Origin of the sequence: Streptomyces sp. NBC_01446 (assembly GCF_026340095.1) — a bacterium.
Classification (GTDB): domain Bacteria; phylum Actinomycetota; class Actinomycetes; order Streptomycetales; family Streptomycetaceae; genus Streptomyces; species Streptomyces aureus.
Map to the genome: position 1 here is coordinate 7774965 of NZ_JAPEPO010000001.1, position 24213 is coordinate 7799177.

Genomic DNA, 24213 nt, shown 5'->3' on the forward strand with positions numbered 1-24213 from the left:
TCGATCAAGGAACGGGCCGACACCTCACAAGCCGTTCGTGGCACCAGCTCACCGCACAGGCCCCGGTCTGTTCCCAGAGCTCAGACGGCTCGGGGAATGCAAGAGATCACCGTGCGACGGGCTCGCACCACCAACTCCAACGAGTGATCAAGCAAACGGTGTTGACGCCGCTGGCGGCAGTGAAGGCGCCGAACACCGCCGATCTTGGCGGAGACATCATGGCCGGGCTGAAAGAAGGCGTGTGTCCGGAGCCCACACAACCGCCAGCAGCGTCAGTGCTGGGTGGGTGGCGGCCACGAGAGCACCGAATGGCGCCGCTCTCTGGGAAGGCATCTTGGCCGTGACGTTGAGAGGTATCCACCGGCACTCTCGAGACCACCACCCGCCAGCTGGGTTGCGCAGCCGTGCTCGTCGCAGACCTTCGGCCCGGCGGAGTGCAGGCGTCACAACCCGTTCGAACCACCTCACCGACCGGCGAGGGCCGGTGAGCTCGTTACACGGGAATTAGGCTGAAAGCGCCGGACGGGAAGTGATCGCCGTGAACCCCCGCAACACGTCCCGCCAGTGCCCCGAATGCGGGTACACCGGCGCGGAGAACCGGCCCACACAGGCAAAGTTCCACTGCGTCTCGTGCGGCCACACAGCGCACGCGGACACCGTGGGCGCCACCAACGTTCTACGGGCCGGGCTGGTCCGTCGCGAAGCCGCACCGGCGTAGCGAGAAGCCCCCTCATCTATGAGGGGGAGGAGTCACGACGAGCGTCGCCAGCGTGACGATCCAGGCGAAGAACCGCCCGGGCTGCGGTGTGCCCAGGCACAGGAGATGCAGAAGCAGCGTCGCGACGAGGGCCGCGACGGCGGCGCCGCCCGCGAGCAGTCCGGTGGACGCGTCCCCCATCGCGCCGTCGCGCTCCGGCGCGAACGCGGCGACGCCGAGGACACCGCGGACGAGGAACACCGGCCACGGCGGTCAGTGCGGCGACGAGCGCTGTCATCAGGCCGCCGGACCAGATCTTGCGGGCGTCGACGCGCGACTGCGGGGGCGGTGGGCTGTCGACGTACGTCCCGTACGCGGGGTAGAAGGGGTGCGCCGGGTCGGTCCCGTAGAGCTGGTGCGGATCTTGCCCGTGGCTGGGTTCCTGGCCATAGGGCGTATGCGGTGTCTCCATGAGGTTTTCCCCTCCGTCCGGATGCTTGGCTCAAGCCAACACAGGGGCGGCGGCGTGGCGCGAGCGGGCATGGGCCGCGGGCCGGAGGGGGCGTGGGGTCAGTCGCGGCCGACGGCCGGGGTGCCTGCGCGTGGTGTGAGGCCGAGCAGTCGCAGGTACATCGCCGTCAGGTCGGCGACCGCCCGGTCCCGGCAGGCCGGGTCGGCGGCCACAGCCCGGGCGAAGCCCGCGACCATACCGGCCGCGGCGGTGGCCACGGACTCCGGCGAACCTGCGGGCTCGGCCAGGCCCTGGCGCACCAGACGGGCGATGTAGCGCGCGGTGCGCCCGCGGGGGCGGTCGCTGATCTCGTCGCGGAGCACGCGCATCGCCGGATCCGTGAGCGACTGGTGTTCGAGCACGGTCATGAAGGCGAGGTTGTCCACGTAGGCGTCCAGGAAGGCCGCGTTGGTCCGCTCGGCGAGCAGGTAGGGGTCCTCGGCCTCGGGGTCCGCCGCTTCCTGCGCCGCGAGGAACCGGTCGCGCAGATCGGCGGCGAGCACGGCGAAGACGTCCTGCTTGGAGGCGAAGTAGACGTAGAACGTGGCGCGGCCGACGTCGGCCTGCGCCGTGATGTCGGCGATCGTCGTGCGCGCGTAGCCCCGCTGCTCGAAGACCGTGCGGGCCGCGGTGAGCAGCCGGGCACGGGTGGCGCTGTCCTGGCGGTCCAGTTTGTCGCGCACGGTCCAGGAGTTTCTCGCGATCGGCATGGCCCCAGCTTATTGACGTTGACGACGGCGTCAACGCAGACTGGGCCCGCCATTGACGTTGACGCCAGCGTCAACGCACCGGCGCGTCGGCATATCCGGCACGCCCGGAGCCGTCATGTACAGCCCGAAGCCGTCACGTACAGAAGGCCCGCGTCATGGGCCCGCGGAGGAGACGTCCGATGACAGGTGTGCTGATCGCCAACCGTGGCGAGATCGCGGTCCGGATCCACCGCGCGGCGTCGGCGCTCGGCCTGCGGACCGTGGCCGTGCACTCCGCGGACGACCGCTCGGCGGCCCATGTGCGGCTCGCCGACGAGGCCCACCTGCTCAAGGGCGACGGCGTGGCCGCCTATCTCGACGCGCGCCAGATCGTCGGGATCGCCGGGCGCGCGGGGTGCGATCTGGTCCATCCCGGCTACGGGTTCCTCAGCGAGAACGCCGATTTCGCGAAGGCGTGTGCCGAGGCGGGGCTGACCTTCGTGGGGCCCACCCCGGAACTCCTCGCCCTCTTCGGCGACAAGGCGAGCTCACGGGCGCTCGCCGTCCGGCACGGCGTCCCCGTCCTCGCGGCGACCGGCGCCCCGACCTCGCTCCCGCAGGCCACGGAGTTCCTCGCCGGCGTGCGCGACGGCGTCATGGTGAAGGCGGTCGCCGGGGGAGGGGGCCGCGGCATGCGCGCCGTGCACGACGCGGCGGACCTCGCCTGGGCCTACGAGCGCTGCCGCTCCGAGGCCGAGCGCGCCTTCGGCAACGGCGACGTCTACGTCGAGCAACTGCTGCCCCGCGCCAAGCACATCGAGATCCAGGTCGTCGGGGACGGCACCGGCCAGGTCACCCACCTGTGGGACCGGGAGTGCTCGGTCCAGCGCCGCAACCAGAAGCTGATCGAGGTCGCGCCCAGCCCGTGGCTCCCCGCGCGCACGCGTGACCTGCTGATCGAGTCCGCGGTCACGATGGCTTCGGCGACCCGGTATCTCGGCCTCGGGACCTTCGAGTTCCTCGTCGACGCGGACGACCCGGACGCCTCCTACTTCATCGAGACCAACCCGCGCCTCCAGGTCGAGCACACCATCACCGAGGAACTCACCGGCGTGGACCTGGTGGCCACCCAACTGCGCCTCGCCCAGGGCAGGTCGCTGGCCGAACTCGGCCTCCTTCAGGAGGACATCCCGCGGCCGCGCGGCTTCGCGATCCAGACCCGCGTCAACCTCGAAGAGCTGTCCGCGGACGGCACGGCCCGCGCCTCGCAGGGCACGCTGACGGTCTTCGAGGCACCCGGCGGCCCCGGCGTGCGCGTGGACACCCACGGCCGCGCGGGCCTGGAGATCAGGGGCTCCTACGACTCCCTCGTCGCCAAGGTGATCACGCGTACGGTCCGGGGCGACTTTGCCGACGCGGCCGGGAAGGCGGCCGGAGCGCTCGGCGAGTTCACGCTCTGCGGAGTCCCGTCGAACCTGCCGCTCCTTCGCGCGGTCCTGCGCCATGAGGCCTTCCGGGACGGCACGGTGACGACTGCCTTCGTCAACGAACACCTCGACAAACTCGTACCGGGAGCCGCCCCTTCCCAGGAGGGGCACGGCTCGGTCCTCACCGCGCTCTCCGCGGGCAGTGTCGTCGATGTCTGTGTGGAGCCGGGCGCCGAGGTGGCGGCCGGGGCGCCACTCGTCGTACTCGAGGCGATGAAGATGGAACACGTCCTGACGGCGCCGCGCGGGGGAGTGGTGCGCGAGGTCCGCGCGAGCGTCGGGGACGTCGTCCCGGCCGGCGCCGAACTCGTCGTCTTCGCACCGTCGGAGGGCGAGGAGAGTGTCGATGAGGCGGCGGCCGACGTCGATCTCGATGTCAGGCCCGACCTCGCCGAGGTCGTCGAGCGCCATCGCGTCACTCTCGACGAGGCGAGGCCGCAGGCCGTCGAGCGTCGCAGGCGCACTGGCCACCGCACCGCACGCGAGAACCTGGCCGACCTCTGCGACCCGGGCACCTTCACCGAATACGGCGCCCTGGCGATCGCCGCGCAGCGCCGCCGCCGCACCCTCGACGAACTGATCGCGAGCACACCGGCCGACGGCATCGTCACCGGCGTCGCCCAGATCAACGGCACCCGGTTCGGCGACCGGCGCAGCCAGTGCGCCGTCCTCGCCTACGACTACACGGTCCTCGCCGGCACACAGGGGATGCTCAACCACAAGAAGACCGACCGCATGCTCGAACTCGCCGAGCGGCAGCAGATCCCGGTCGTGCTCTTCGCCGAGGGCGGCGGCGGACGCCCCGGCGACACCGACATGATGGCCGTCGCCGGACTCGACGTCCCCACCTTTGCCACCCTCGCCCGCCTCAGCGGGCAGGTGCCGACGGTCGGCATCGTCGCCGGGCGCTGCTTCGCGGGCAACGCCGCGCTCCTCGGCTGCTGCGACGTCGTCATCGCGACCGCCGATGCCACCGTCGGTATGAGCGGGCCCGCGATGATCGAGGCGGGCGGCCTCGGGCAGTTCCTGCCCGAGGAGGTCGGACCGATGCCGGTCCAGGTCCCGAACGGCGTCGTCGACATCCTGGTGGACGACGAGGCTGAGGCCGTGGCGGTCGCCAAGCAGTACCTCTCGTACTTCCAGGGCGACTTGAGCGACTGGGACTGCGCGGACCAGCGCCTTCTGCGGCACGTCGTCCCGGAGAACCGGCTGCGCGCGTACGACGTCCGGGAGGCGGTCACCCTCCTCGCCGACACCGGCTCGGTCCTGGAACTGCGCCGCGAGTTCGGCGTCGGCGTCATCACCGCACTCGTGCGCGTCGAGGGGCGGCCGATGGGCCTGGTCGCCAACAACCCGCAGCATCTCGGCGGCGCCATCGACAGCGACGCCGCTGACAAGATGGCCCGCTTCCTGCAACTCTGCGACGCACACGGCCTGCCCGTGATCACCCTGTGCGACACCCCGGGGTTCATGGTCGGCCCGGACGCCGAGAAGACCGCGACCGTACGGCACTTCAGCCGGCTCTTCGTCGCGGGAGCCCACCTCAGCGTGCCCCTCTTCTCCGCCGTCCTGCGCAAGGGCTACGGCCTCGGCGCGATGGCCATGACCGGCGGCGGCTTCCGGGCCCCCACGGCGATGGTCTCCTGGCCCACCGGCGAGATCGGCCCGATGGGCCTCGAAGGCGCCGTCCGGCTCGGCTACCGCCGCGAACTCGAAGCCATCGCCGACCCGCAGGAGCGCCAGGCCACGTACGAGGCGCTCCTCGCGGAGCAGTACGAGCAGGGCAAGGCGCTCAACGCCGGGACGACCTTCGAGGTCGACGACGTGATCGACCCGGCCGACACCCGCCGCTGGATCACCACGACGTTCGCCCAGCACCCCACACATCCGCACCCGCGCCCGCCCGAGGGGCACACCCGCCGTCGCTTCGTCGACACGTGGTGACGCCGGTGCGGTGAAGGTCCAGGTAGGTCAGGTCGGGACAACAACCGAGCAGCCGCATGAAGATCGAGGAGTACCTGGAGGATCTGCGCGCCCGTCAGGCCCGGGTCCGCCCGCACGGCACACCGTCCGACGTCGTGTACCCGCTGGGCGAGATCCCCGTGCCGGACCATGTCGCGCACTGGGCGCGGCTGCGCCCCGACCGGGCCGCGGTCGTCTTCGAGGGCCGCACCGTCACCTACCGCGAACTGGACGAGCTGAGCCGCCGCGTGGCGGGACGCCTCGCCTTCGAGGGGGTCGGCGCGGGTGACCGGGTCGCCGTCCACCTGCCCAACTGCCCCCAGTTCCTGATCGCCTTCCTGGCCGTGCTGCGCCTCGGCGCGGTGCACGTGCCGGTCAACCCGATGTTCCAGGGCGCCGAGCTCGCCTACGAACTCGATGACTGCGGCGCCGAGACCGTCATCACCCTCGACACCTCGCTCCCGCTGCTCGCTTCCGTACGCCAACAGACGGCGGTGCGGCGGGTGTTCGTCACCTCGCTCACCGAGATGGCCTTGGCCGCTACCGCACCGGACGCCCTGGCGATCGAGGGGCTCGCGGTCCACACATGGGCGCAGGCCGTGGCGCACGAGCCGGCCGACGGCGCCCCGGCCGACCTCGACACCCTGGCCGCGCTGAACTACACCGGCGGCACGTCAGGCCTCCCCAAGGGCTGCATGCACACCCAGCGGCACATGATCTACACCATCGCCACCAGCGCCGCGGCCACCCGCCAGACGGCCGACGGCGAGGTCGTGGTCCTGTGCTACATCCCCGTGTTCTGGATCGCGGGCGAGGATCTGGGCATCCTCAACCCCCTGATGCTGGGCGGCACTTCGGTCCTCATGCCCCGCTGGGACCCGGCCCGCGTCCTGCGGGCGATCGACACGCACAAGGTCACCACCATGGTCGGCACCGTGGAGAACTACCTCGAACTACTCGACCGGCCCGACTTCGCCTCGTACGACCTGAGTTCCCTCGTCGACCCGCTCTGCACCTCGTTCATCCGCAAACTCGACGTCGGCGTCCGGCGACGCTGGGCGGCCGCCGCGGGCACCCACTCCGTCCTGCGCGAGGCCGCGTACGGCATGACCGAGACGCACACCATCGACGTGACGCCCTACGGGTTCCAGGACGGTGACCAGGATCTGCATGCCGAACCCGTCTTTTGCGGACTGCCCATGCCCGGCACGGACATCGCCGTGGTGTCGCCCGTCACCGGTGAACCGCTGCCGCTCGGCGAGGCGGGCGAGATCGTCGTGCGCAGCCCCTCGGTGACGACCGGCTACTGGAACAAGCCCGACGCCACGGCGCGGCAACTGCGTGACGGCTGGCTGCACACCGGGGACAACGGGCGGATCAACGACGACGGCTGCCTGCACTACCTCGGCCGCGACAAGGACCTCATAAAATTGAAGGCTCCCCTCCCTGGAGGGAGGAGATTCTCTACCCTCCAGGGCTGTGCGGGGATTTACGGCTCAGGCAGCCTCCTGGTCCAGCGGACCAGGAGGTCTTACGCCCTCGGCACCGTCCGGGTTCCAACCTGCCCGGACCAGCATCACGCGGGCGGAGTTCTTATCCCGGGGGGACACGGCTCCGCACACGGTGCAGGCGTACGTTCTCATCGAGAGAGGGAGTGCGTGCTTGGTTCTCGCTGCGCACTGCGCACATTCCATCGTGGTGTGCGCCGGGTGCACGAGACGGACGTCCCGTGCGTGTTTGCGGCCCATCTCGACCAGGGCGCGCTTCGTCGCGGCGATGGCGGCGTCGGCCGCTGTGCGGGCCATCGTGGTCTTCGCGAGGAACTTCGGCCGGAAGTCCTCCACCGCAACCCCGTCATGGCCACGCATCACGGACGTGGCCCACTTGCGGCCGGTGTCCTCACGCTGCCTCGCGATCTTCTTGTGCACCTTCGCCGCCTGTGCCTGCGCCTTCCGATAACCCTTGGATGCGGGCTGCCCTTTCGGGCGCCGGCGCCGGGCCATCATCCGCTGGTACTTCGCGAGCCGCTGCGCGGCCCGCCTGCCGTGCCCGGCATGCGGGAGGTCGTAGGCGTCATCCGTGGTGGTGGCCGTCTCCTTCACACCCCAGTCCACCCCGAGAACCCGCCCGGTGGCGGGCAGCGGTTCGCTCTGCGCGGGAGCGACGAAGGACACGTACCAATGCCCAAGCGTGTCCTGGTACACGCGCACGCTCGACGGGTCGGCCGGAAGGTCCCGCGACCACACCACGCTCAGCACGATCCCGCCCGCGAGGTGCAGACGACCGTCCTTGAGGCGGAAACCGCGCTTCGTGTAGTTCATGCTCGGCCTGGCGTCCCGCTTGCGCTTGAAGTGGGGCATCCCCGCCCGGCGGTGCTGCGCAAGCCGGTCCTTGATGTCCTTCAGCGCCTTCGCCCTCGACTTGGCGAAGTCGCGGATCACCTGCTGCTGCGGCACGCACGCGCCCTGAGCCAGCCACGGCGTCACCCTGCGGGCCTCGGTCAGCAGCTTGTCAAGCTGCGCCGGACCGCACGTCAGCTTCTCGCCGCCCGCTCTGCGCTGCGCGTGGACCTGCCTGGACTTGGCCACACACTCGTTCCACAGCCACCGGCAGCGATCCCACTCGGCGTCGAGCGCGCGCCGGGCCGTCGCCGACAGGCGCACACGAAAGGTGTACCGGGCATGCCCGGCCCCCTGCGTGATCGCTCCACTCGTCATACACCCGAACCTACCCGGGAGGACTGACAGTCGAGAGTTCTTGACCGCTGTCGGCTCACTCACCCCGTCACCCGGTGGACGGTCTTTCGCCCCGGGGGCGAAACCCCTATCTCCTGTCCTGCCCCGCAGGAGTCCGATAACTGCCCGGCCTGAAGGCCGGAGCATCCTCGGAGGAACCCGGTGAAAGGCATGAGCGTCTTCCCTGCGGAGGTCGAGATGCTGCTGTGCCGTCACCCCGACGTGCACACGGCCGCCGTCGTCCCGGCCGCCGATCCGTCGAAGGGCCAGGTCCCCGTCGCCTTCGTGACGCTCCGTCAAAAGGACGCTGTGGAGGCCGCGGTGCTGCGTGACTGGGCGCGCGAGAGCATGGCTGCCTTCAAGGTTCCCCTCGTCGAGATAGTCGACGAGATGCCGATGACGACGACCATGAAGATCCGCAAAGTGGACCTGACGGCCCGCGCGCAGCAGCTCGCCGACGACCGCTGACCCTGTCGGCGTGTCTCAGGTCGTCGGCATGAGTGTGTGCAGCAGGTCGACGCATTGCTGGAGGTCCGGCTCGGGCGAGGGGTGGTCGCCGGTGGTGCCCAGTGACCACTGCTCTAGCGCGGTGCGGGTCACGGCGAGCGCGATGCCGGTGAGCAGGCGGGGCCGGGGGTCGGCCGGAGGGGCGGCCATCCGTTCGGCCACCGCCTGCCTCACCTGTTCCTCGAAGGCGTCGAACCGTGCGTGGAGCGCCGCCCGGAGTTCGGGATGCCGGTCGGCGATCCGGAAGGTGGCCTGGACGAGTTCGCGGTCGGGCACGACATCGTCGGTGATGTGCGCGGACAGGACGTCGAGGAGTTCGGTGAGCGTCTTCCGGGGTGCCGGGTCGCCGTGGGCGAGGCGTCGGTGGAGCGTGTCCGGCAGCGGGGGCGGGCCGATGGTGAGCGCCGACTCCTTGTTCGGGAAGTAGTTGAAGAACGTGCGCTGCGAGATCCCGGCGGCGGCACTGATCATGTCGACCGTCACCCCGGCCAGGCCGTGTTCTTCGACGAGCCGTACCGCGGCGGCGTGGATGGCGTGCTCGGTCTCGCGGCGGCGCCTCGCGCGAAGGCCCTCGCCTGCTGCGGACGTACGGACCGGACTGGGCATGGCGACAGTCTCGCAGGTCGCGCGACGCGCCCACGCAGGGCCCCGCAGGTCATGGAACGCCCCGGGTCAGTAGTAGCCCTTCTCGCCGTCGAGGAGCTCACGGATCGCGTCGAGGTGACCGGCGTGCCGGGCGGTCTCCTCGATCATGTGCAGGAGGATCCACCGCAGATTCGCCGACCCGGCACGGAAGTCGGGGTGCCGGCCCGCCTGGTCGAGGGAGTGCGCGGCGGTGATCTCGTTCGACCGGGCGTACTGGCGCGCGTACTCGCCGAGCAGCTGGTCGAGGGGGATGTCGTCGACGAGCATGTCGGCGTCCTCGGGCCCGTCGTCGAACTGGGGTCCCTCGGCCGCGCCGCCCAACAGCATGACCTCGAACCAGCAGTGCTCGACCCACCGCAGATGCGACACGACGCCCGCCACGGTCATGGCGGGGGACGCGGGGAGAACGGAGCGATGGGCGTCCTTCTCGGAAACGCCCTCGCACTTCCACTGGACGACGGTGCGCTGCATGTCCAGCCAGGCGACCAACTGCGTTCGCTCGTCGGCGTCGTAGGGCGGGCGTATGCGAGGAGGAGGAGTCATGGGTGGGGACGCTAGTGGCCGGGTCGCCTTCGCCGCACGGCATTTTTCTGTGGGTGGCTTCGGGGCGGCTTACGCCGCGGGGCGCGGCGTGCGTTCCTTGGCGGCCGGGACCGAGGCGGGACGCGGCCCTGGGTGGGGCTCGGGGCGGGGCTCGAGGCGGGCGTCGGGGCGGGCCTCGGAGAGGGGCTCGGAGCGGGGCTCGGGGCGGAGCTGCGGCCGTGGTGGGGCCGGCGGTGCGAGGGCCGGTCGGACGGTCGTGGGGGCGGCGGAGGCCGGGGTGAACGCGGATATGGGCAGGCGTACACGCCGCGGGGCGGATATGACGTGGCAGTGCGGGGCGCCGAGGCGCTCGCCCAGCCGGCGCACGTCCCTGGGCAGGTCGCGTCGCCAGGCCATGGCGACCACGGGCGCGAGCAGGGTCAGCGCGCCTGCCAGGCGGCACTGCACCGTGAGGCGCAGAAGGGTGCCGCGGGGGCGCGGGGAGAGCGTGAACGAGTACATCGGCGTCTGGGCGCCGAGGGGGTTCCACATCCGGTCGCCGCGGAAGACGAGGTGCTCGCCCGGGACGTACGCCACGCACTGGAGGAGCTGGTCCCGGTGGCGCCCGGGAAAGCGGTACACGTGGGCCACGCCGGGACCTGCGGGCTCTGCGCTCTCTGCGACGCTGTGGACTCCCGAGAACCAGAGTTCGAGATTGCGTGCGTCGGAAAGGAAGTCGTACACCTCGGTGACGGATCGGTTGATGTGGACGTCCACGGATATCTCTGGCATCACGCACCTCCCCGGCGCCCGTCCGGTCGTCGGCGCGGTGCCGACGGGTACGCACCCCACGGGCTCTACCTTCCAAACGTGCGTGCGGATCGGCTCCACGACATCTCGGGTTAGCCCGAACGGGTGATGGGGCAGGCACGTACGGTGTTCGCCTGCCCGGAACACCGCCTGCCATGCGGCACGGGGCGGCCGGGGGTGTGAGGAAGGTGCGGGGGAGGTGTGAGGGGGGCGGGGCCGGACCGTCACCGATCGGGGGCCCGGCGCCGGACGTGTTGAACGTTCGTTAAAGCTATGCCTTGTGTGCCCGCCGCAGTTCCGCCTTCAGGACCTTCCCCGCGGCCGACGTGGGCAGCGCCTCCAGGAACCGCACCTCGCGCACCCGCTGGTACGGCGCGACGCGGGCGGACACATGCGCCATCAGCTCCTGTGCGAGAGCCGGGCCGGGGGCCGGCGAGGCATCCGGACGGGCCACGACGTACGCCACCGGTATCTCGCCCGCCTCGGCCGCGGGAACCCCGATCACCGAGACCTGCGCGACCGCGGGATGGCCGCTGAGGATCTCCTCCAGCTGGCCCGGATAGACGTTGTAACCCTTGTAGATGAGCATGTCCTTGGCGCGGCCCACGATGTAGACGTGGCCGCGCTCGTCGCACCGCGCCAGGTCGCCGGTGCGCAGCCAGCCGTCGACGAACTGCTCGGCCGTCAGCTCCGGGTGGCCGTGGTAGCCCGCGGTGATCTGCGGGCCGCGGGCCCACAGCTCCCCGGTCTCGCCGTCGGGCACGCGAGTCCCGGTCTGCACGAGGTCGCGGATCTCGACCTCGGTGTCGAAGACGGGCAGGCCGACCGACCCGATCGGGACCGGGTCGTCGGGGTCGACGATCCCCGAGGTGACCCCCATGGTGGCCTCGGTCAGTCCGTAGCCCTCCACGACGCACGCGCGGGGGAACAGCGCCCCAAGGGCCCGCAGTGTCGTCGTGTCGATGGGTGCGGCGCCCGAGTTGACCACGCGGACCGCGGGGAGCGCGCGGCCCTGTCCGGCGGGGGAGGCGAGCAGGGCGTGGAAGAGCGCGGGGGACCCGGCGATCTGGGTGGCCTCGAACTTCTCGGCCAGCTCCAGGAACCGCTCGGGGTCGAAACGGCCGGCGAGGACGCTCGTCAGTCCGGCGAGTACGCCGATCGACTGGCCGACCAGGCCCATCGCGTGGAAGAACGGCGCGACGGCGATCGAGACGCCCTGTCCGGGCTGGTTCGTGTACTCGGTGGCGGCCTCGGCCACCGGGTCGAGGAAGATGCCTCCGTCGGGGTCCACCGCGGGCACGGCGGCCGCGCGCCAGCAGGTGAACTGGAGGCAGTTCGCCACGACATGACGGTGCAGCACCTGGACCGCCTTCGAGCGCCCTGTCGTGCCGCCCGTGAAGGACAGGTGGGCGATCGCGTCGGGCGGGACGTGCGGGCCGGGCTCCGGGTCGCCCGCGAGCAGCTCGGCGAGCGGCACCGTGCCGTCCAGGTGCGCCGGATCGCCGGGCGCGACGGCCGATGGCGGCACGGCGGTGACCAGTTGGAGTCCGTCGGTGCCGGCGGCGAGGAGCGCCGGGGCCGTGGCCGGGTGCGTCACGGCCGCCCGGGCCCCCGCCTCGTCCAGCTGGGCGCGCAGGGCCGCCGGGGGAAGGGTGGGGTTGAGGGGTGCCACGATGGCCCCGGCCAGCAGAATTCCGTAGTAAGTGACCGGGAACCAGAGGGAGTTGGGCTGGTGCAGTGCCACCGCGTCGCCCTCGGTGATGCCGCGCTCGCGCAGCCCCCGTGCGAGGCGGAGCGCCTGTTCGTGGAGTCCCGCGTAGGTCAGGGTGTCGTCGCCGTCGCGCAGGGCGACCCGGTCGGGGTATCTCCTGGCCGAGCCGGCGAGGATGTCCCCGACGGACGCCTCCGGGTAGGAGAGGCGGGCCGGCATACCCCTCGGATGGCGACGGATCACGCGGCAACTCCCTTGTCGGCGGGTGCGACGGGCGTGCAGTCAGAACATTCGTTAAGCTACGGTCCCCGTCGGCGCGTGTCCAGACGTCTGCAGCAGGGCCCGGTTGGGCGTCATCGAAGCGGTGCCCTCCGCGCACAGCCTGCCCGCCGCGTCCTCGACGACTGCCCGCACCAGCGTCCGCAGGCGGCCCTGCTTCAGCACCGTCCCGACCACCTTGTACGTGGCGCCCGCCCGGAGCGGGCGCAGGTACTCGATGTTGAGGCTCATCGTCAGGAACGGCGTCAGCGGTTCGCTCCCGGTCATCACGGTGACGCCGCACGCCTCGTCGAGCGTGGTCGCGATGAAGCCGCCGTGCACGACACGGCCCCGGTTGAGGAGGGACTCCCCGGGGGTCCAGGTCATCTCCACCCGTCCTTTGTCGACCTGAGTGATGCTCAGGCCGAACTGTGTGTAGGGGACGTGCGGCGTGTGTGCCAGCTCCTCGGCGAGCGTGCGGATGCGGTCCAGGCCGGTGCCGGCGCCCCAGGTGAAGTCGGGCATGTGGAGTGGATTCCTTCCGGGTGTGCTGCGGGTGCGGGTGGGGTCAGGTGGCTGCGGGCCGGTGGCGGATCAGCGCCTCCTGGAGCACCGAGGCGACCAACTGGCCGTCCTGCGACCAGAGTTCACCGCGTGACATGGCGCGGCCGTCGGACAGGTTCGTGGTGTGCTGGGCGTACAGCAGCCAGGCGTCGGCGCGCGCGGGGCGGTGGAACCACATGGCGTGGTCCAGTGACGCCAGCATGACCCTCGACCGGCGGGCGCTGCGCGCACCGTGCGGTTCCCAGGGCAGTGCGGCCGTGGGGGAGATCGTCAGGTCTGAGAGGTACGCGAGCGCGGCGGCGTGCAGCAGCGGCTCGTCGGGCAGTGGCCGCGCCGCCCGCAGCCAGCAGCGCCGCCGGGACATGCCGTCGGCCCGCGCCGCCAGCTCATCGGCGTCCGCCGCCACGAGCCGCAGGTCGACTGCGCGCGGGATGACGGATTCGGCGTAGCGCTCCGGGTGCTCCCGCGCCATCGCCTCGTACGGGGCCTCGCAGTCGTCCGGCGCCGGTGCGCCGGGCATTTCCGACTGGTGGTCGAGCGCGTTCTCGGGCTTCTTGAACGAAGCGGACAGGCTGAGCACCGTCATGCCGTCCTGGCGCGCGGCCACCTGCCGAGCCGCGTAGGAAGCCCCGTCCCGCAGCCGCTCCACCTCGTAGGCGACGGAGGCTTCCGGGGCGACCGAACGCAGGAAGTAGGCGTGCAGGGAGTGCGGTTGCCGCCCGCCGTCGACGGTGCGCCCCGCCGCGAGCAGGGCCTGCGCGAGTGTGACCCCGCCGAAGGCCCGTGGCGGCCGGCCCATGTGGGGCATGCCGGTGAAGGCGCTGTCGCCCGACGCCTCGAGACCCAGTAGCTCGCCGAGGGGAAGCAGGTCCGCGCGGTCGGGCGTGGCTTCCGGCTGTGCCACGGCGAGTTGGTTGTATTGAGCACCCATGGTCGGCATGCTGCCAGCCCGGCGCGCCTCCGTGGCTGTGACGGTGATCACGCGGCCCGCAGCTGTGCCGCCCCGGATCGGACGGCCGAGGTGTCTGTGCTGGTCATTTACCCTGTGACCGGCCGGTTCGCGGCGTGTGCCAGTACACTCGGCGATGTCCCGCTATGACTGTTCGACCGTTCGTTCAGTGCGCACGGTGCCGGGGCGGAAGCAGGAGATCGGAGAGCTGTGTCCACGCGACCCGCAGGCCACAAGGCCATCGTCGAGGCTGCCCGGCAGGAGTTCTCCGAGCGGGGCTACGGCGCGACCTCGATCCGCGACATCGCCCAGCGCGCCGGGGTGAGCCTGTCCGCCCTGTACTACTACTACAAGGGCAAGCAGGACCTGCTGGTCGCCATCCTCGACGACGGTCTCGACGCCTACTTCGGCGCGTGCGACGAGGCGTTGGAGGCCGCGGGCGACGACCCCGCCGAGCAGCTGGAGGCGCTCGTCGCGGCGACCGTCCGGTTCCGTACTGACCACCCCGTGAAGAGCAGCATCGTGCTGACCGAGGGGCGCAGCCTGGAGCCCGAGCACCTGGCCCGCTACCGGAAGAACGAGGCGCGCGGCACCCAGCAGTTCCGCGAGGTCGTCGAGCGGGGCGTGGCGCAGGGCATCTTCCTCACCCCGTATCCGGACGACGCCCGACGCGCGGTCATCGCGATGTGCAACGCCATCGCGCAGTGGTACCAGGCGGAGGGCCCGGTGTCCGTGGACGAGTTGGTGGAGCGGTACGTGGCCCTCGCGCTGACCGTGGTCGAGTACCGCCCCCGTGCGGTGCGGCGCCCCGCGCGCGCCTGACACCGAACCGCAACAGGGTCACCCGGCGGGGGTGGCCGTCATGTGCGGCGATCCGTCGTCGTCAAGGAACTCGATCACCGCGAGAGCGATGAGCGCGCACAGGGCGATCCACACGATGACGACGCCCGTCGGACGGTCCCACACCAGCATGATCACGGCCGACACCGCGACGACCGTCCAGTTCAGCCACGTCTTCGCCCGGTGCACCCACGCGCCCACCGGGCCGCCCGTGAGGCCCGCCGCGTCGCGCACCGCGCCGATGCCGCCGCGCCACATGGCCGTGACCCGGGTCGCCGCCCGGCCCTCGCCGGTCAGCCACGCGGCGAGCGCCACCACGACTCCGACGGTGATCACCATGCGTACCGTCGTCCGCAGGAACCGTACGAGCGCGTCGTAGACGGCGCGGGCGGCCGGCTGCGACACCCCGGCGGGCAGCCCGTCGAGATAGATCGCGCGGAAGGCCCACAGGCCGATGCCGAGAATCGCGGCGCCCACGGCGATGGCGATCCCCGCCGCCACCAGGGCGCGCCGCTTGCGGACGGCCAGGAGGACGGCCACGGCCGCGAGGACCAGGGTGAGGATCGGCAGCCAGACGCCCATGAGCTGGAGCAGCCGGAAGCCCTTCTTGATCTTTCCGATGGAGTCGGACGTCAGGACCGTGAAGTCGGTGTGCACGTCGGGGATCTTCGAGGCGACCCCGAGGCCGCGGTCGACGAGCCGCTGCTTCACCTCCGCGATGACGGGAGCCAGGTCGATCGTCACCGTGTCGTTCGTGAGCTTGACGGCGCCGCCGCCGCGCCCGGTCAGCGCCTTGTCGACCGCCGTGTGCACACGCCGGTTGAGGCCGGTCCACAGCTTCTCGAACGCGTCGCTGGAGACGAACTTCTGGACGGTGTTGTGCACAAAGCCGCTGAGTCCGCTGGTGAGCGGGCCGCTCAGCTTCCCCAGGGCCTTTTCGAGCCTCGGCCGGTCGGCGGGTGCCACGTCGCTGAGGAGCGTCTTGAGGTCGATGTTCTCCATGATGACGTTCGTGACGCGGTTCGTGACGGCCGCCTGGACGTCGGGGTCGGAAGCGAGCGGCTCCATCGTCGCCACATAGCGATCGGTGTCGCCGACGATGTCGCTGGCCCATGTCGCGACGGCGCTGAGAGGCGTCAGGATCGCCACGAGGACGATCAGGAGGCCCGCGAAGAACGAGCGCAGATGGTGCCGGGGCCTGGGCCGCGCCGGCCCCGCGGACTCCAGCTGGGCGACCCGGGCGCGCAGCTCGGCTATGTCGTCGCTCGCGTCCGACGGGGAGCGGTCCTCACGGTCCGGTGTCATGCACTCATAGGATGCCATGCGGTGGTGGACGGCGCGCTGTGTTAGTGCGTACGGGCGGCCGTCGCACCCCGTCACCACCGTCACGGGGTGACGATCGCGAAGTCCGGATCGTTGTCGTCGAGGAGCGAGAGCAGGGTGTCGAGGACGCCCAGATCGCCCGAGTGATAGACGCCGTGGAGGCCCTTTCCGGCCAGCAGGGCCAGGAGTTGGGGCTTCGTGAGCGTGAGGGAGAGATCCGCGTTGTCGGCGGGCCGGGTCGTGCGGGTGTGGACCAGGACACCGTTGTGCAGCGTCATGCGGTACATCTCGCCCAGGTCCGACAGATGCCAGTGCAGGGTGAGCGAGTGCTCCCATGCCCGGGGCCCGTCGACCCGGACCGCGAGTGAGTCGAAGAGTTGCTCGACGTTCAGCGCGGCGGACATGTCGCCGCCTCCGATGCTGGTCCTCCCGATGGTGCCGCGCAGCTCCTGGGCGCCGGTGAGGTAGCAGTTGCGCCAGGTCGCGTTCTCCGCGCCGTGCGCCAGCCGCTCGAAGGTCTGCGCGAGCAGCTCCTTGGCGTCGGCGTTGTCCGGCGCGGCGAACACGGCGTGCCTCAGGAGCTGGGCGGCGAACCGCAGATCGCCTTCCTCCAGGTACGTACGCGCCTTGCCGAGCAGCGCGTCGAGCCCGCCCATGCAGTCGACGTAGCGCTCGGCGGTCTCGGTGGGCGGGTGCTCCCACAGGGAGGCGGGGTTGCCGTCGTACCAGCCCATGTAACGCTGGTAGATGGCCTTCACGTTGTGGCTGACGGAGCCGTAGTAGCCGCGCGCGTGCCAGGCCGCGGAGAGCGGGGGCGGCAGCTCGATCAGCTCGGCGATCTCCGCCCCCGTGCAGCCCTGGTTGAGCAGCCGCAGTGTCTGGTCGTGCAGATACGCGTACAGGTCGCGCTGCTCGGCGAGGAAGGACCTGATCCGGTCCGAGCCCCAGGTCGGCCAGTGGTGCGAGGCGAACAGGACGTCCGCGTCGTGGCCGAAGAGTTCGATGGCCTCGTTGAGGTGGCGGGCCCAGATCCGGGCGTCGCGGACCACGGCGCCCCGTAGGGTCTGGATGTTGTGCAGGTTGTGCGTGGCGTTCTCGGCCATGCACAGGGCGCGCCGCTGGGGCAGCAGGAAGTTCATCTCCGCCGGCGCCTCGGTGCCCGGCGTCATCTGGAAGCGGAACACGACGCCGTCGAGGGTGAGTTCCTGTCCCGTGTGCCGGACCTCGACGGTGGGCGCCACGAGCCCCGCGGTGCCGGTGGACGCGGTGAAGCCGAGGCCCATGCCGACGAGACCCTCGGGCCCCCGCTCCAGGTGGGCCCCCGAGTAGTAGGTGCCGCGGCGCAGCATCGCCGTACCCGCGTACACGTTCTCCGCGACGGAGTGCTCCATGAAGCCCTGCGGAGCGACCACGGGCACGCCGTCGTCGGGTCCGATGACGCCGAGCACACCGCCGAAGTGGTCGAGGTGGGAGTGGGTGAACACGACGGCGGCGACCGGCCGTTCACCGCGCTGCGACCGGTACAGGTCCAGGGCGGCGGCCGCCGTCTCGGCGGAGGCGAGCGGGTCGACGACCACGACACCGTGGTCGCCCTCGATCAGCGTCATGTTGGAGAGGTCGAACCCACGTGCCTGGAAGACACCCTCGGTCACCTCGAACAGGCCTGCCCGCGCGCAGAGTTGGGACTGCCGCCACAGGTTCGGGTGCACGGTGTCGGGACAGTCCTCGTCGAGGAACGCCGTGTCGTCGAAGTTCCACACGACGCGCCCGTCCTCGGCCGTGACCGTCGAGGAGAGCGGCGGGGAGACGAGACCCCGGTCCGCCTCCTCGAAGTCGGAACGGTCGGCGAAGTCGGGGGAAGAGGCGGGGGTGTCTGAGGTGGTCACGTCGGTCTCCCAGGGATGTGTGTCAGCGCCGCGCTTCGGTGCCGTACGTGCGCAGGAACAGCGCCTCCACGTGCGCCATGTGTTCGATCTCGGAGGGGTCCACGCTCTCGTTCGGGGCGTGGATCAGGCACTGCGGTTCCTCCACCCCCATCAGGACGATCTCCGCACGGGGATACGCCTGGGCGAGGACGTTGCACAGCGGGATGGAGCCGCCCTGGCCGAGGAACTCCATGGGCTTTCCGTACACGTCGGCCATGGCCCGGCCCAGCGCGGCGTACGCGGGACCGTCCGTGGCGGCCCGGAACGGGGAGCCGGTGGACTCGGCCTCCACGCTGACCCGCGCACCCCACGGCGCCGCCGCCACGAGATGCGCGGTGAGTGCCGCGCGCGCTGCGTCGGCGTTCGTGCCGGGCGGTACGCGCAGGCTCACCCGCGCGCGGGCGCTCGCCGGGATCGAGGCGGACGAACCGACCACGGGCGGACAGTCGATGCCGAGAACCGTGACCGCCGGACGCGCCCAGAGCCGGTCCGCGACGGAGTCGGTCCCGGTCAGCCGCACCCCGTCGAGTACGCCCGCGTCCTTGCGGAACTGCTCCTCGTCGTAGCCTGCGCCCTCCCACGTCCCTGCGCCGTCGAGTCCGTCGACGCGCGTGGCGCCCGTCTCCCGGTCGCGCAGTGTCGAAAGCATCTGGACGAGCGCGGCGAGTGCGTCGGGCGCGGGGCCGCCGAACATGCCCGAGTGCACCTCGCCGGCCAGCGTGTCGACGCTCACCACCACGTCGGTGAGGCCACGCAGGGACGTCGTCGCCGTGCCCGTGCCGACCGCGGCGTTCCCGGTGTCGCAGATCAACAGGGCGTCCGCCAGGAACAGTTCGGGGTGCTGGGTGACGTAGGCCTCCAGGCCGCCCGTGCCCTGCTCCTCCGAGCCCGCGGCGACGAACTTGATGCCGACGGGGATGTCGTCCCCGAGGGCCCGCAGCGCCGTGAGGTGCATGACGATGTTGCCCTTGCAGTCGGCGGCGCCCCGCCCGTACCAGCGTCCTTCGCGCTCGGTGAGGGTGAACGGCGGGGTCGTCCAGGCCGCGTCGTCCAGCGGGGGCTGCACGTCGTAGTGGCAGTACAGGAGCACGGTCGGCGCGCCGGGCGGTGCCGGCCGGTGCCCCAAGACTGCGTGGCTGCCGTCCGGGGTCTCGGCGAGATGGACGTCGCGCAGACCCGCCTCGCCGAACGCGTCCGCGACCCACTGCGCGGCCTTGCGGCACTCCTCGGGCGGGTACTGGCGCGGGTCGGCGACGGACGGGACCGCGACGAGCTCGCTCAGGTCGGCCTTCGCCCGGGGCATCAACGCTGCGATGCGGGCGGCCAGTTCACTGTCGGGCGAGGGCATGCTTCATCGCCTCACCGTGTCGTCGGTCTTGAGGTCGTCGATCTTGTGCTGGATCTTCTCGAGCTTGTCGGGGCAGTAGACGCCCAGGATGATCGCCTCGGCCTCCACGACCCGTCGATCGGAGATCACGGGCCGCTGCCCGGGGCCGCCCGCGCCGTTGGACAGGTTGATCTTCCACAGGCCCGACTTGAGGGCGGACCCGGGATCGTGGCAGACGTTGCCGCCGTCGGTGCCGAGCGTGCGGACGACGCCACCGGTGTCGGGTCTGGAGTACCCGGCCGCCACCAGCTCGTCCGCGAGCTGGTTGGCCTTCTTGTGGGCGTCGTTCGTCGTCTTCACCGGATTCCTCTGAGGATGCCCCGGCCTTGAGGCCGGGGAGGAGTCGGAATCCCTGCCGGGGATCAGGCGACGTGAGCTAGGAATCCCCCTGCTTGAGCAGGGGGAGGGTTCAATGACCCACCGGTAGACACCGCCGTTCCACCCCGACGCCAGCTCCGCCGAGACCAGGGCGGTCGGCAGCAGGAACACGATCGCCGGGACGATGTAGAGAAATACGCAGGCCAGGCCGTACACGGCCATGGTCGGAGCGGCCCGCAGACTCGCCACCGACGAGGTCGTCATCAGCGCCAGCGTCACCCACTTCAGGGTGGGCGCCACCACCGGTGGCGCCGTCTTCGCCCGCGGTATGGGTTCGTCGGACGGGACATCCATGGTGGTCATGCGGGCCCTCCCGGGGCGCGTCGGCGGGCCCCGGCGCCACCGGTGCCCGCGTCGCTCGGACGACGCCATGCGTCCAAGTGGTGCGTCGTTGCACAAAATTGACATAGCTTGTGCCGGTTCGCACCTGCTGTCGGGCCGGGCCCGTACGCCCGCGGGGCGCGGCGGGAGGGAATCCGCACCGTCCCCGGGCCGGTCAGCTCTCGGTCAGATGCCGCACCAGAACCGGCACATGGCTGTGCTCGATGTCCTTGACCGAGGTGACCAGCGTGACCGTGCTCGTACGGGCCAGCGCGCGCAGCTTGTCCGTCAGCTCCACACGGGCCGGCTCGGCGAGCTCGTCGCGGTAGCGGCGCTCGAACTCCGGGAAGCGGGATGCGCGGTCCTCGTGGTACCAGGAGCGCAGCGCGGAGGACGGCGTCAGGTCCTTCATCCACTCCTGGACATCGGCCCGCTCCTTGGAGACGCCGCGCGGCCACAGGCGGTCCACCAGGACCCGGATTCCGTCGTCCGACGACGGCGGATCGTAGACCCGGCGGACGCGGAATTGCGGTTGGGAGCTCTTGGAGCGTTCTGTCATGGCCCAATTGTGCGGAGTTTTCCCCGCCTCGCGTGCACGGTCGTCCGCCGCTGCGGTGAAGGCACCCCGGCTGCCGGGGGCGTACGTCGTTCGCCTTACCCGAGTGGCGGTCGTGCCGACGCCGTGTGAACAGTCGGACATGACGCACGCACCGCACGAACCCCGAATCCCGACGGCCGAAGACACCCACGAAGAGCGCCCCGCCGCACCCCAGGGGCCGCTCGGACGCCTGGCTCAATCCGCGTGGCAGGTAGTGCTGCTGGCCGGCATAGCCGCCCTGATCCTGGGCGTACTGGTCCTGGTCTGGCCAGGGGCGTCCCTGCTCGCCGCCGGAGTGCTCTTCGGCGTGTATCTCCTGGTCACCGGCGTCTTCCAGCTGGTGGCAGCGTTCGGCACGCATGTCACCACCGGGCTGCGCGTGATGGCCTTCATCAGCGGCGCGGTGTCGATCCTGCTCGGCCTGTTCTGCTTCCGCGGGGCGACGCAGTCGATCCTCCTGCTCGCGCTGTGGATCGGTATCGGCTGGCTGTTCCGCGGCATCACCCAGACCGTCGCGGCCGTCTCCGACGAGGCGATGCCGGCGCGCGGCTGGCAGATCTTCCTCGGCGTCGTGAGCGCGCTGGCCGGTGTGGTCCTGATCGTCTCGCCGTTCGAGTCCGTCGCCGTACTCACCCTGGTCGGCGGCTGCTGGCTGCTCGCGGTCGGCGTCGTGGAGATCGTCACGGCGTTCCAGCTGCGGAGCAAGGCGAAGCGGATTCCGCACGGGGTTTGACGTCCTCCCCCCGCCTGAACCGCAGGGGGATTTCTAGCTCACTTTGCCTGGCACCTAGCAGGTGGCAGGGCTTACAAGATCAGCACTAGCCGGGTTGAGACCAGCCCGGACGAGCATCACGCGGGCGGAGTTCTTGTCCCTGGGGGACACGGTTCCGCACGCGGTGCACGTATACGTTCTCTCGGAGAGAGGTAGGCGATGCTTGGCTCTCGCATCGCAGTGCGCACAGTCCATGGTGGTGTACGCGGGGTTGACGAGGTGCACGGCGCGGCCGTGTTTACGGGCCATCTCGACCAGGGCGCTCTTGGTCGCGCTGATCGCAGCGTCAGCGGCCTTGCGGGCCATCGTCGACTTCGCCAGGAACGTCGGGCGGAAGTCCTCTACCGCCAAGGCATCATGGTCGCGGACCACACGCTTGGCCCACTTGCGGGCGGTGTCCTGACGCTGCCGGGCCACCTTCTTGTGCAGCTTCGCCGCCTGCTTCTTGGCGCCCTTGTAGCCGTTCGAACCGGGCCGGCCCTTCTTCGGCTTCCTGCGGGCCATCATCCGCTGGTAGCGGGCGAGGCGCTGCGCGGCCTTATGGCCATGCTCGGGATGGGGAAGGTCGTAGTCGTCGGATGTGGTGGTCGCGGTCTCCTTCACACCCCAGTCGATGCCGATCACGCAGCCGGTTTCGACAAGCGTCTGGGTGCTGGTGGCGACAACGAACGAGGCGTACCAGTGGCCGAGACTGTCGCGGTAGACGCGCACGCTGGACGGCGGCTTGGGCAGCTCACGCGACCACACGACCGTCGCCGCGATGCCGCCGGCCAGATGCAGACGGCCGTCTTTCACCCGGAAACCGCGCTGGGTGTAGTTCAGGCTCGGGCCGGCCTGATGCTTCTTCTTGTACTTCGGCATACCGGCCCGCTGCCGCATCGGCAACTGGGCCTTGATGTCTTTCAGTGCCTTCGCGCGGGACTTCGCGAAGTCCCGTATCAACTGCTGCTGCACCACGCTGGAGCCCTCACGCAGCCACGCGTTCGCGGTACGGGCCGCGGTCAGCATCTTGTCGAGCTGCGCCGGGCCACACGTTGTCTTCTCGCCGGTGGCCTTGTTGTGCAGATGCACGGCCTTCGACTTGGCCACCGACTCGTTCCACACCCAGCGGCAGCGCGCCCATTCCGCTTCCAGCGCGCGGATGGCCGTGGACGACAGACGCAGCCGGAAAGTGTAGCGGGCATGCCCGCCACCTGCCGTCAACGCTCCGGTCGTCATGAAACACAACCTATCTGGGAGGACTGACAGTTGAGCACAACCGGTCTCGGGGGGGGTCCTCATCATCACGCGGGGTGGACGCCGGATCGCCCTGACGGCGATCCGGCTTTCTCTGCCCTGCTCCGCAGGAGTCCGATTCCTCCCCGGCCTAAAGGCCGGGGCATCCTCGGAGGAATCCGGTGACGGGGGTCCTGAAGGCCGGTACGCGCGCGCCGGGCGCCCACATCGGGACGCCCGGCGCGACGGCTCCGGTCTGTCGGTGACGGTCAGACCGCGACCGTCTCCTCCATCTCTTCCTCTGCCGCCTCTTCCTCTGCTGCCTCAGTGGAGCGGGCAGGCGCCTGAGTCACGCTGTGCGCGGCATGCTGCCGGGGGTCGACCGCGACGGCACCGCGCCGCCGCTCCGTGAGCGCGGCAAGCCCCGTCAAGGCCAGGCCGACGACGAGCCAGACGGCCAGTGTCCACACGTTCCTGGCCAGGTCGTGGCTGCCGAAGTAGAGCAGGCTGCGCGAGCCCTCGACCAAGCCGGCGCCGTTCCAGAAGGCGTGCAGGGTGCCGAAGAAGCCGTTCTGCAGCTCGGGCCGGTAGAGGCCGCCGGAGCTGGTGAAGTTCAGCATCACGAACAACACCATGAGCGCGAGCGTCGTCCACCGCTTCAGGAACGTGTGCAGACCCACGCCGATGAACAGAATGCCCGCCGAGTAGAGCCAGGACATGGCCCACATGCCCCATAGGCCGTGGTGGGCCAGGTGGAACACCGGTCCCGCGAGAGCCGCGCCGACGAGGCCGACCACGCCGGACACACCGACCACGAGCGTGGCCCGCGTCCGCATCGACAGGGCGGAACCCGCCGCGCCGATCACGGCCACCGACGCGTACGAGCCGATGCTCAGTGCCACCAGCAGGAAGAACAGGCCCTGGCCCGTCGGGTCGTCCGAGACGGTCGGGGTCACGTCCGTCACCTTGAGCGGCACGCCCTGCTGCGTGGCGACGGGGGTGAAGATCTTCTCGGCGGTGATCGCGCTCATGTCGGACCCGGCGGTGGCGACGATCAGCTCGGGGGACTTCGCGCTCAGGACGTACGCGCCGTCGATGTCACGGGACTGAAGTTGCTCCACGGCCGCCGGGCGGCTGTCGAGCGTACGCACGTCGAGCGCGTCGCCGGCCTTGTCCTTCACCGTCTGGGCGAAGACCTTCGCCTCGGGCCCCGCCCCGACGACCGCCACCGGCAGATGGTGCGGCTCGGGCGCCACGAAGGCCCCCATGTACGCGAGCCCCATGCCCAGGCACATCAGCAGCGGGGTGATGAGGTGGGTCAGCACATGGCGCAGCGCCGGATTCCGCACGCCGTGCACGGCGCCCGCGGACTCGGAGCGGTGTGCCTTGTGATCGGCGGGCATGGGC

19 protein-coding genes and 3 pseudogenes are annotated in these 24213 nt (G+C 70.8%); 6 read left to right on the plus strand and 16 right to left on the minus strand.

Annotation, left to right across the window (positions count from 1 at the left end):
• Window positions 1–508: 508 nt before the first annotated feature.
• A pseudogene (locus tag OG456_RS35170) lies at window positions 509–718 on the plus strand (zinc ribbon domain-containing protein); the annotation flags it as partial.
• 12 nt (window positions 719–730) lie between these two features.
• Here OG456_RS35170 and OG456_RS35175 read toward each other — a convergent pair.
• Window positions 731–958 carry a hypothetical protein gene (locus tag OG456_RS35175; protein WP_266568178.1) on the minus strand — a complete coding sequence of 76 codons (228 nt, stop codon included), beginning with the start codon at window positions 956–958 and terminating at the stop codon, window positions 731–733.
• A gap of 309 nt (window positions 959–1267) precedes the next feature.
• Window positions 1268–1918, minus strand: a complete 651-nt coding sequence (locus OG456_RS35180) for a TetR/AcrR family transcriptional regulator (protein WP_266568180.1) — start codon at window positions 1916–1918, stop codon at window positions 1268–1270.
• Between the two features lie 179 nt (window positions 1919–2097).
• On the opposite strand from OG456_RS35180, the gene OG456_RS35185 reads away from it, so the two are divergent.
• Window positions 2098–5328: a carboxyl transferase domain-containing protein gene (locus OG456_RS35185; RefSeq protein ID WP_266568182.1), complete on the plus strand. Its 3231-nt coding sequence runs from the start codon at window positions 2098–2100 to the stop codon at window positions 5326–5328.
• 56 nt (window positions 5329–5384) lie between these two features.
• Window positions 5385–6644 (plus strand): annotated as a pseudogene (locus tag OG456_RS35190) (AMP-binding protein); the annotation flags it as partial.
• A gap of 198 nt (window positions 6645–6842) precedes the next feature.
• On the opposite strand, the gene OG456_RS35195 reads toward OG456_RS35190, so the two are convergent.
• A complete protein-coding gene (locus OG456_RS35195; protein WP_266569529.1) occupies window positions 6843–8063 on the minus strand; it encodes a transposase in 1221 nt (406 codons plus the stop codon).
• Between the two features lie 189 nt (window positions 8064–8252).
• Between OG456_RS35195 and OG456_RS35200 the strand changes: the two genes are divergently transcribed.
• Window positions 8253–8549, plus strand: coding sequence for a hypothetical protein (locus OG456_RS35200; protein ID WP_266568184.1), 297 nt, complete (start codon window positions 8253–8255; stop codon window positions 8547–8549).
• 15 nt (window positions 8550–8564) lie between these two features.
• Here OG456_RS35200 and OG456_RS35205 read toward each other — a convergent pair whose 3' ends face one another.
• The 6 genes from OG456_RS35205 to OG456_RS35230 all read right to left on the minus strand — a co-directional run bounded on the left by OG456_RS35205 (window position 8565) and on the right by OG456_RS35230 (window position 14029).
• A complete protein-coding gene (locus OG456_RS35205) occupies window positions 8565–9194 on the minus strand; it encodes a TetR family transcriptional regulator (protein ID WP_266568186.1) in 630 nt (209 codons plus the stop codon).
• A gap of 66 nt (window positions 9195–9260) precedes the next feature.
• Entirely contained in the window at window positions 9261–9776 is a 516-nt protein-coding gene (locus tag OG456_RS35210) for a DinB family protein (RefSeq protein WP_266568188.1), read from the minus strand.
• A gap of 69 nt (window positions 9777–9845) precedes the next feature.
• Window positions 9846–10547: an SRPBCC family protein gene (locus OG456_RS35215; RefSeq protein WP_266568190.1), complete on the minus strand. Its 702-nt coding sequence runs from the start codon at window positions 10545–10547 to the stop codon at window positions 9846–9848.
• Between the two features lie 289 nt (window positions 10548–10836).
• Window positions 10837–12519, minus strand: coding sequence for a class I adenylate-forming enzyme family protein (locus OG456_RS35220; RefSeq protein WP_266568192.1), 1683 nt, complete (start codon window positions 12517–12519; stop codon window positions 10837–10839).
• Between the two features lie 51 nt (window positions 12520–12570).
• Window positions 12571–13059: a PaaI family thioesterase gene (locus OG456_RS35225; protein WP_266568194.1), complete on the minus strand. Its 489-nt coding sequence runs from the start codon at window positions 13057–13059 to the stop codon at window positions 12571–12573.
• Window positions 13060–13102: 43 nt separating this feature from the next.
• Window positions 13103–14029, minus strand: coding sequence for an acyl-CoA thioesterase II (locus tag OG456_RS35230; protein WP_266568196.1), 927 nt, complete (start codon window positions 14027–14029; stop codon window positions 13103–13105).
• Between the two features lie 228 nt (window positions 14030–14257).
• Here OG456_RS35230 and OG456_RS35235 point away from each other — a divergent pair, with 228 nt between their 5' ends.
• Window positions 14258–14869, plus strand: a complete 612-nt coding sequence (locus OG456_RS35235) for a TetR/AcrR family transcriptional regulator (RefSeq protein WP_266568198.1) — start codon at window positions 14258–14260, stop codon at window positions 14867–14869.
• Window positions 14870–14887: 18 nt separating this feature from the next.
• On the opposite strand, the gene OG456_RS35240 is transcribed toward OG456_RS35235, so the two are convergent.
• From OG456_RS35240 to OG456_RS35260, 5 genes and pseudogenes are all read right to left on the minus strand, one after another.
• The gene (locus tag OG456_RS35240) at window positions 14888–16192 is read right to left on the minus strand and encodes a hypothetical protein (protein WP_266568200.1); all 1305 of its coding nucleotides are present in this window, start codon (window positions 16190–16192) and stop codon (window positions 14888–14890) included.
• Window positions 16193–16272: 80 nt separating this feature from the next.
• Complete coding sequence (locus tag OG456_RS35245) at window positions 16273–18096, minus strand: alkyl/aryl-sulfatase (protein WP_266568202.1); 1824 nt, start codon at window positions 18094–18096, stop codon at window positions 16273–16275.
• A 22-nt stretch (window positions 18097–18118) separates the two neighbouring features.
• A complete protein-coding gene (locus OG456_RS35250) occupies window positions 18119–19483 on the minus strand; it encodes a dipeptidase (RefSeq protein WP_266568204.1) in 1365 nt (454 codons plus the stop codon).
• Between the two features lie 453 nt (window positions 19484–19936).
• Window positions 19937–20203: pseudogene (locus OG456_RS35255) on the minus strand (amino acid:proton antiporter); the annotation flags it as partial.
• Window positions 20204–20396: 193 nt separating this feature from the next.
• Window positions 20397–20780: a DUF488 domain-containing protein gene (locus OG456_RS35260; RefSeq protein ID WP_266568206.1), complete on the minus strand. Its 384-nt coding sequence runs from the start codon at window positions 20778–20780 to the stop codon at window positions 20397–20399.
• 139 nt (window positions 20781–20919) lie between these two features.
• On the opposite strand from OG456_RS35260, the gene OG456_RS35265 reads away from it, so the two are divergent.
• Window positions 20920–21552, plus strand: a complete 633-nt coding sequence (locus tag OG456_RS35265) for an HdeD family acid-resistance protein (RefSeq protein WP_266568208.1) — start codon at window positions 20920–20922, stop codon at window positions 21550–21552.
• A 54-nt stretch (window positions 21553–21606) separates the two neighbouring features.
• On the opposite strand, the gene OG456_RS35270 is transcribed toward OG456_RS35265, so the two are convergent.
• Both OG456_RS35270 and OG456_RS35275 read right to left on the minus strand, forming a co-directional pair.
• Complete coding sequence (locus OG456_RS35270) at window positions 21607–22809, minus strand: transposase (RefSeq protein ID WP_266568210.1); 1203 nt, start codon at window positions 22807–22809, stop codon at window positions 21607–21609.
• Between the two features lie 266 nt (window positions 22810–23075).
• The gene (locus OG456_RS35275; RefSeq protein WP_266568212.1) at window positions 23076–24209 is read right to left on the minus strand and encodes a hypothetical protein; all 1134 of its coding nucleotides are present in this window, start codon (window positions 24207–24209) and stop codon (window positions 23076–23078) included.
• Window positions 24210–24213: the final 4 nt, after the last annotated feature.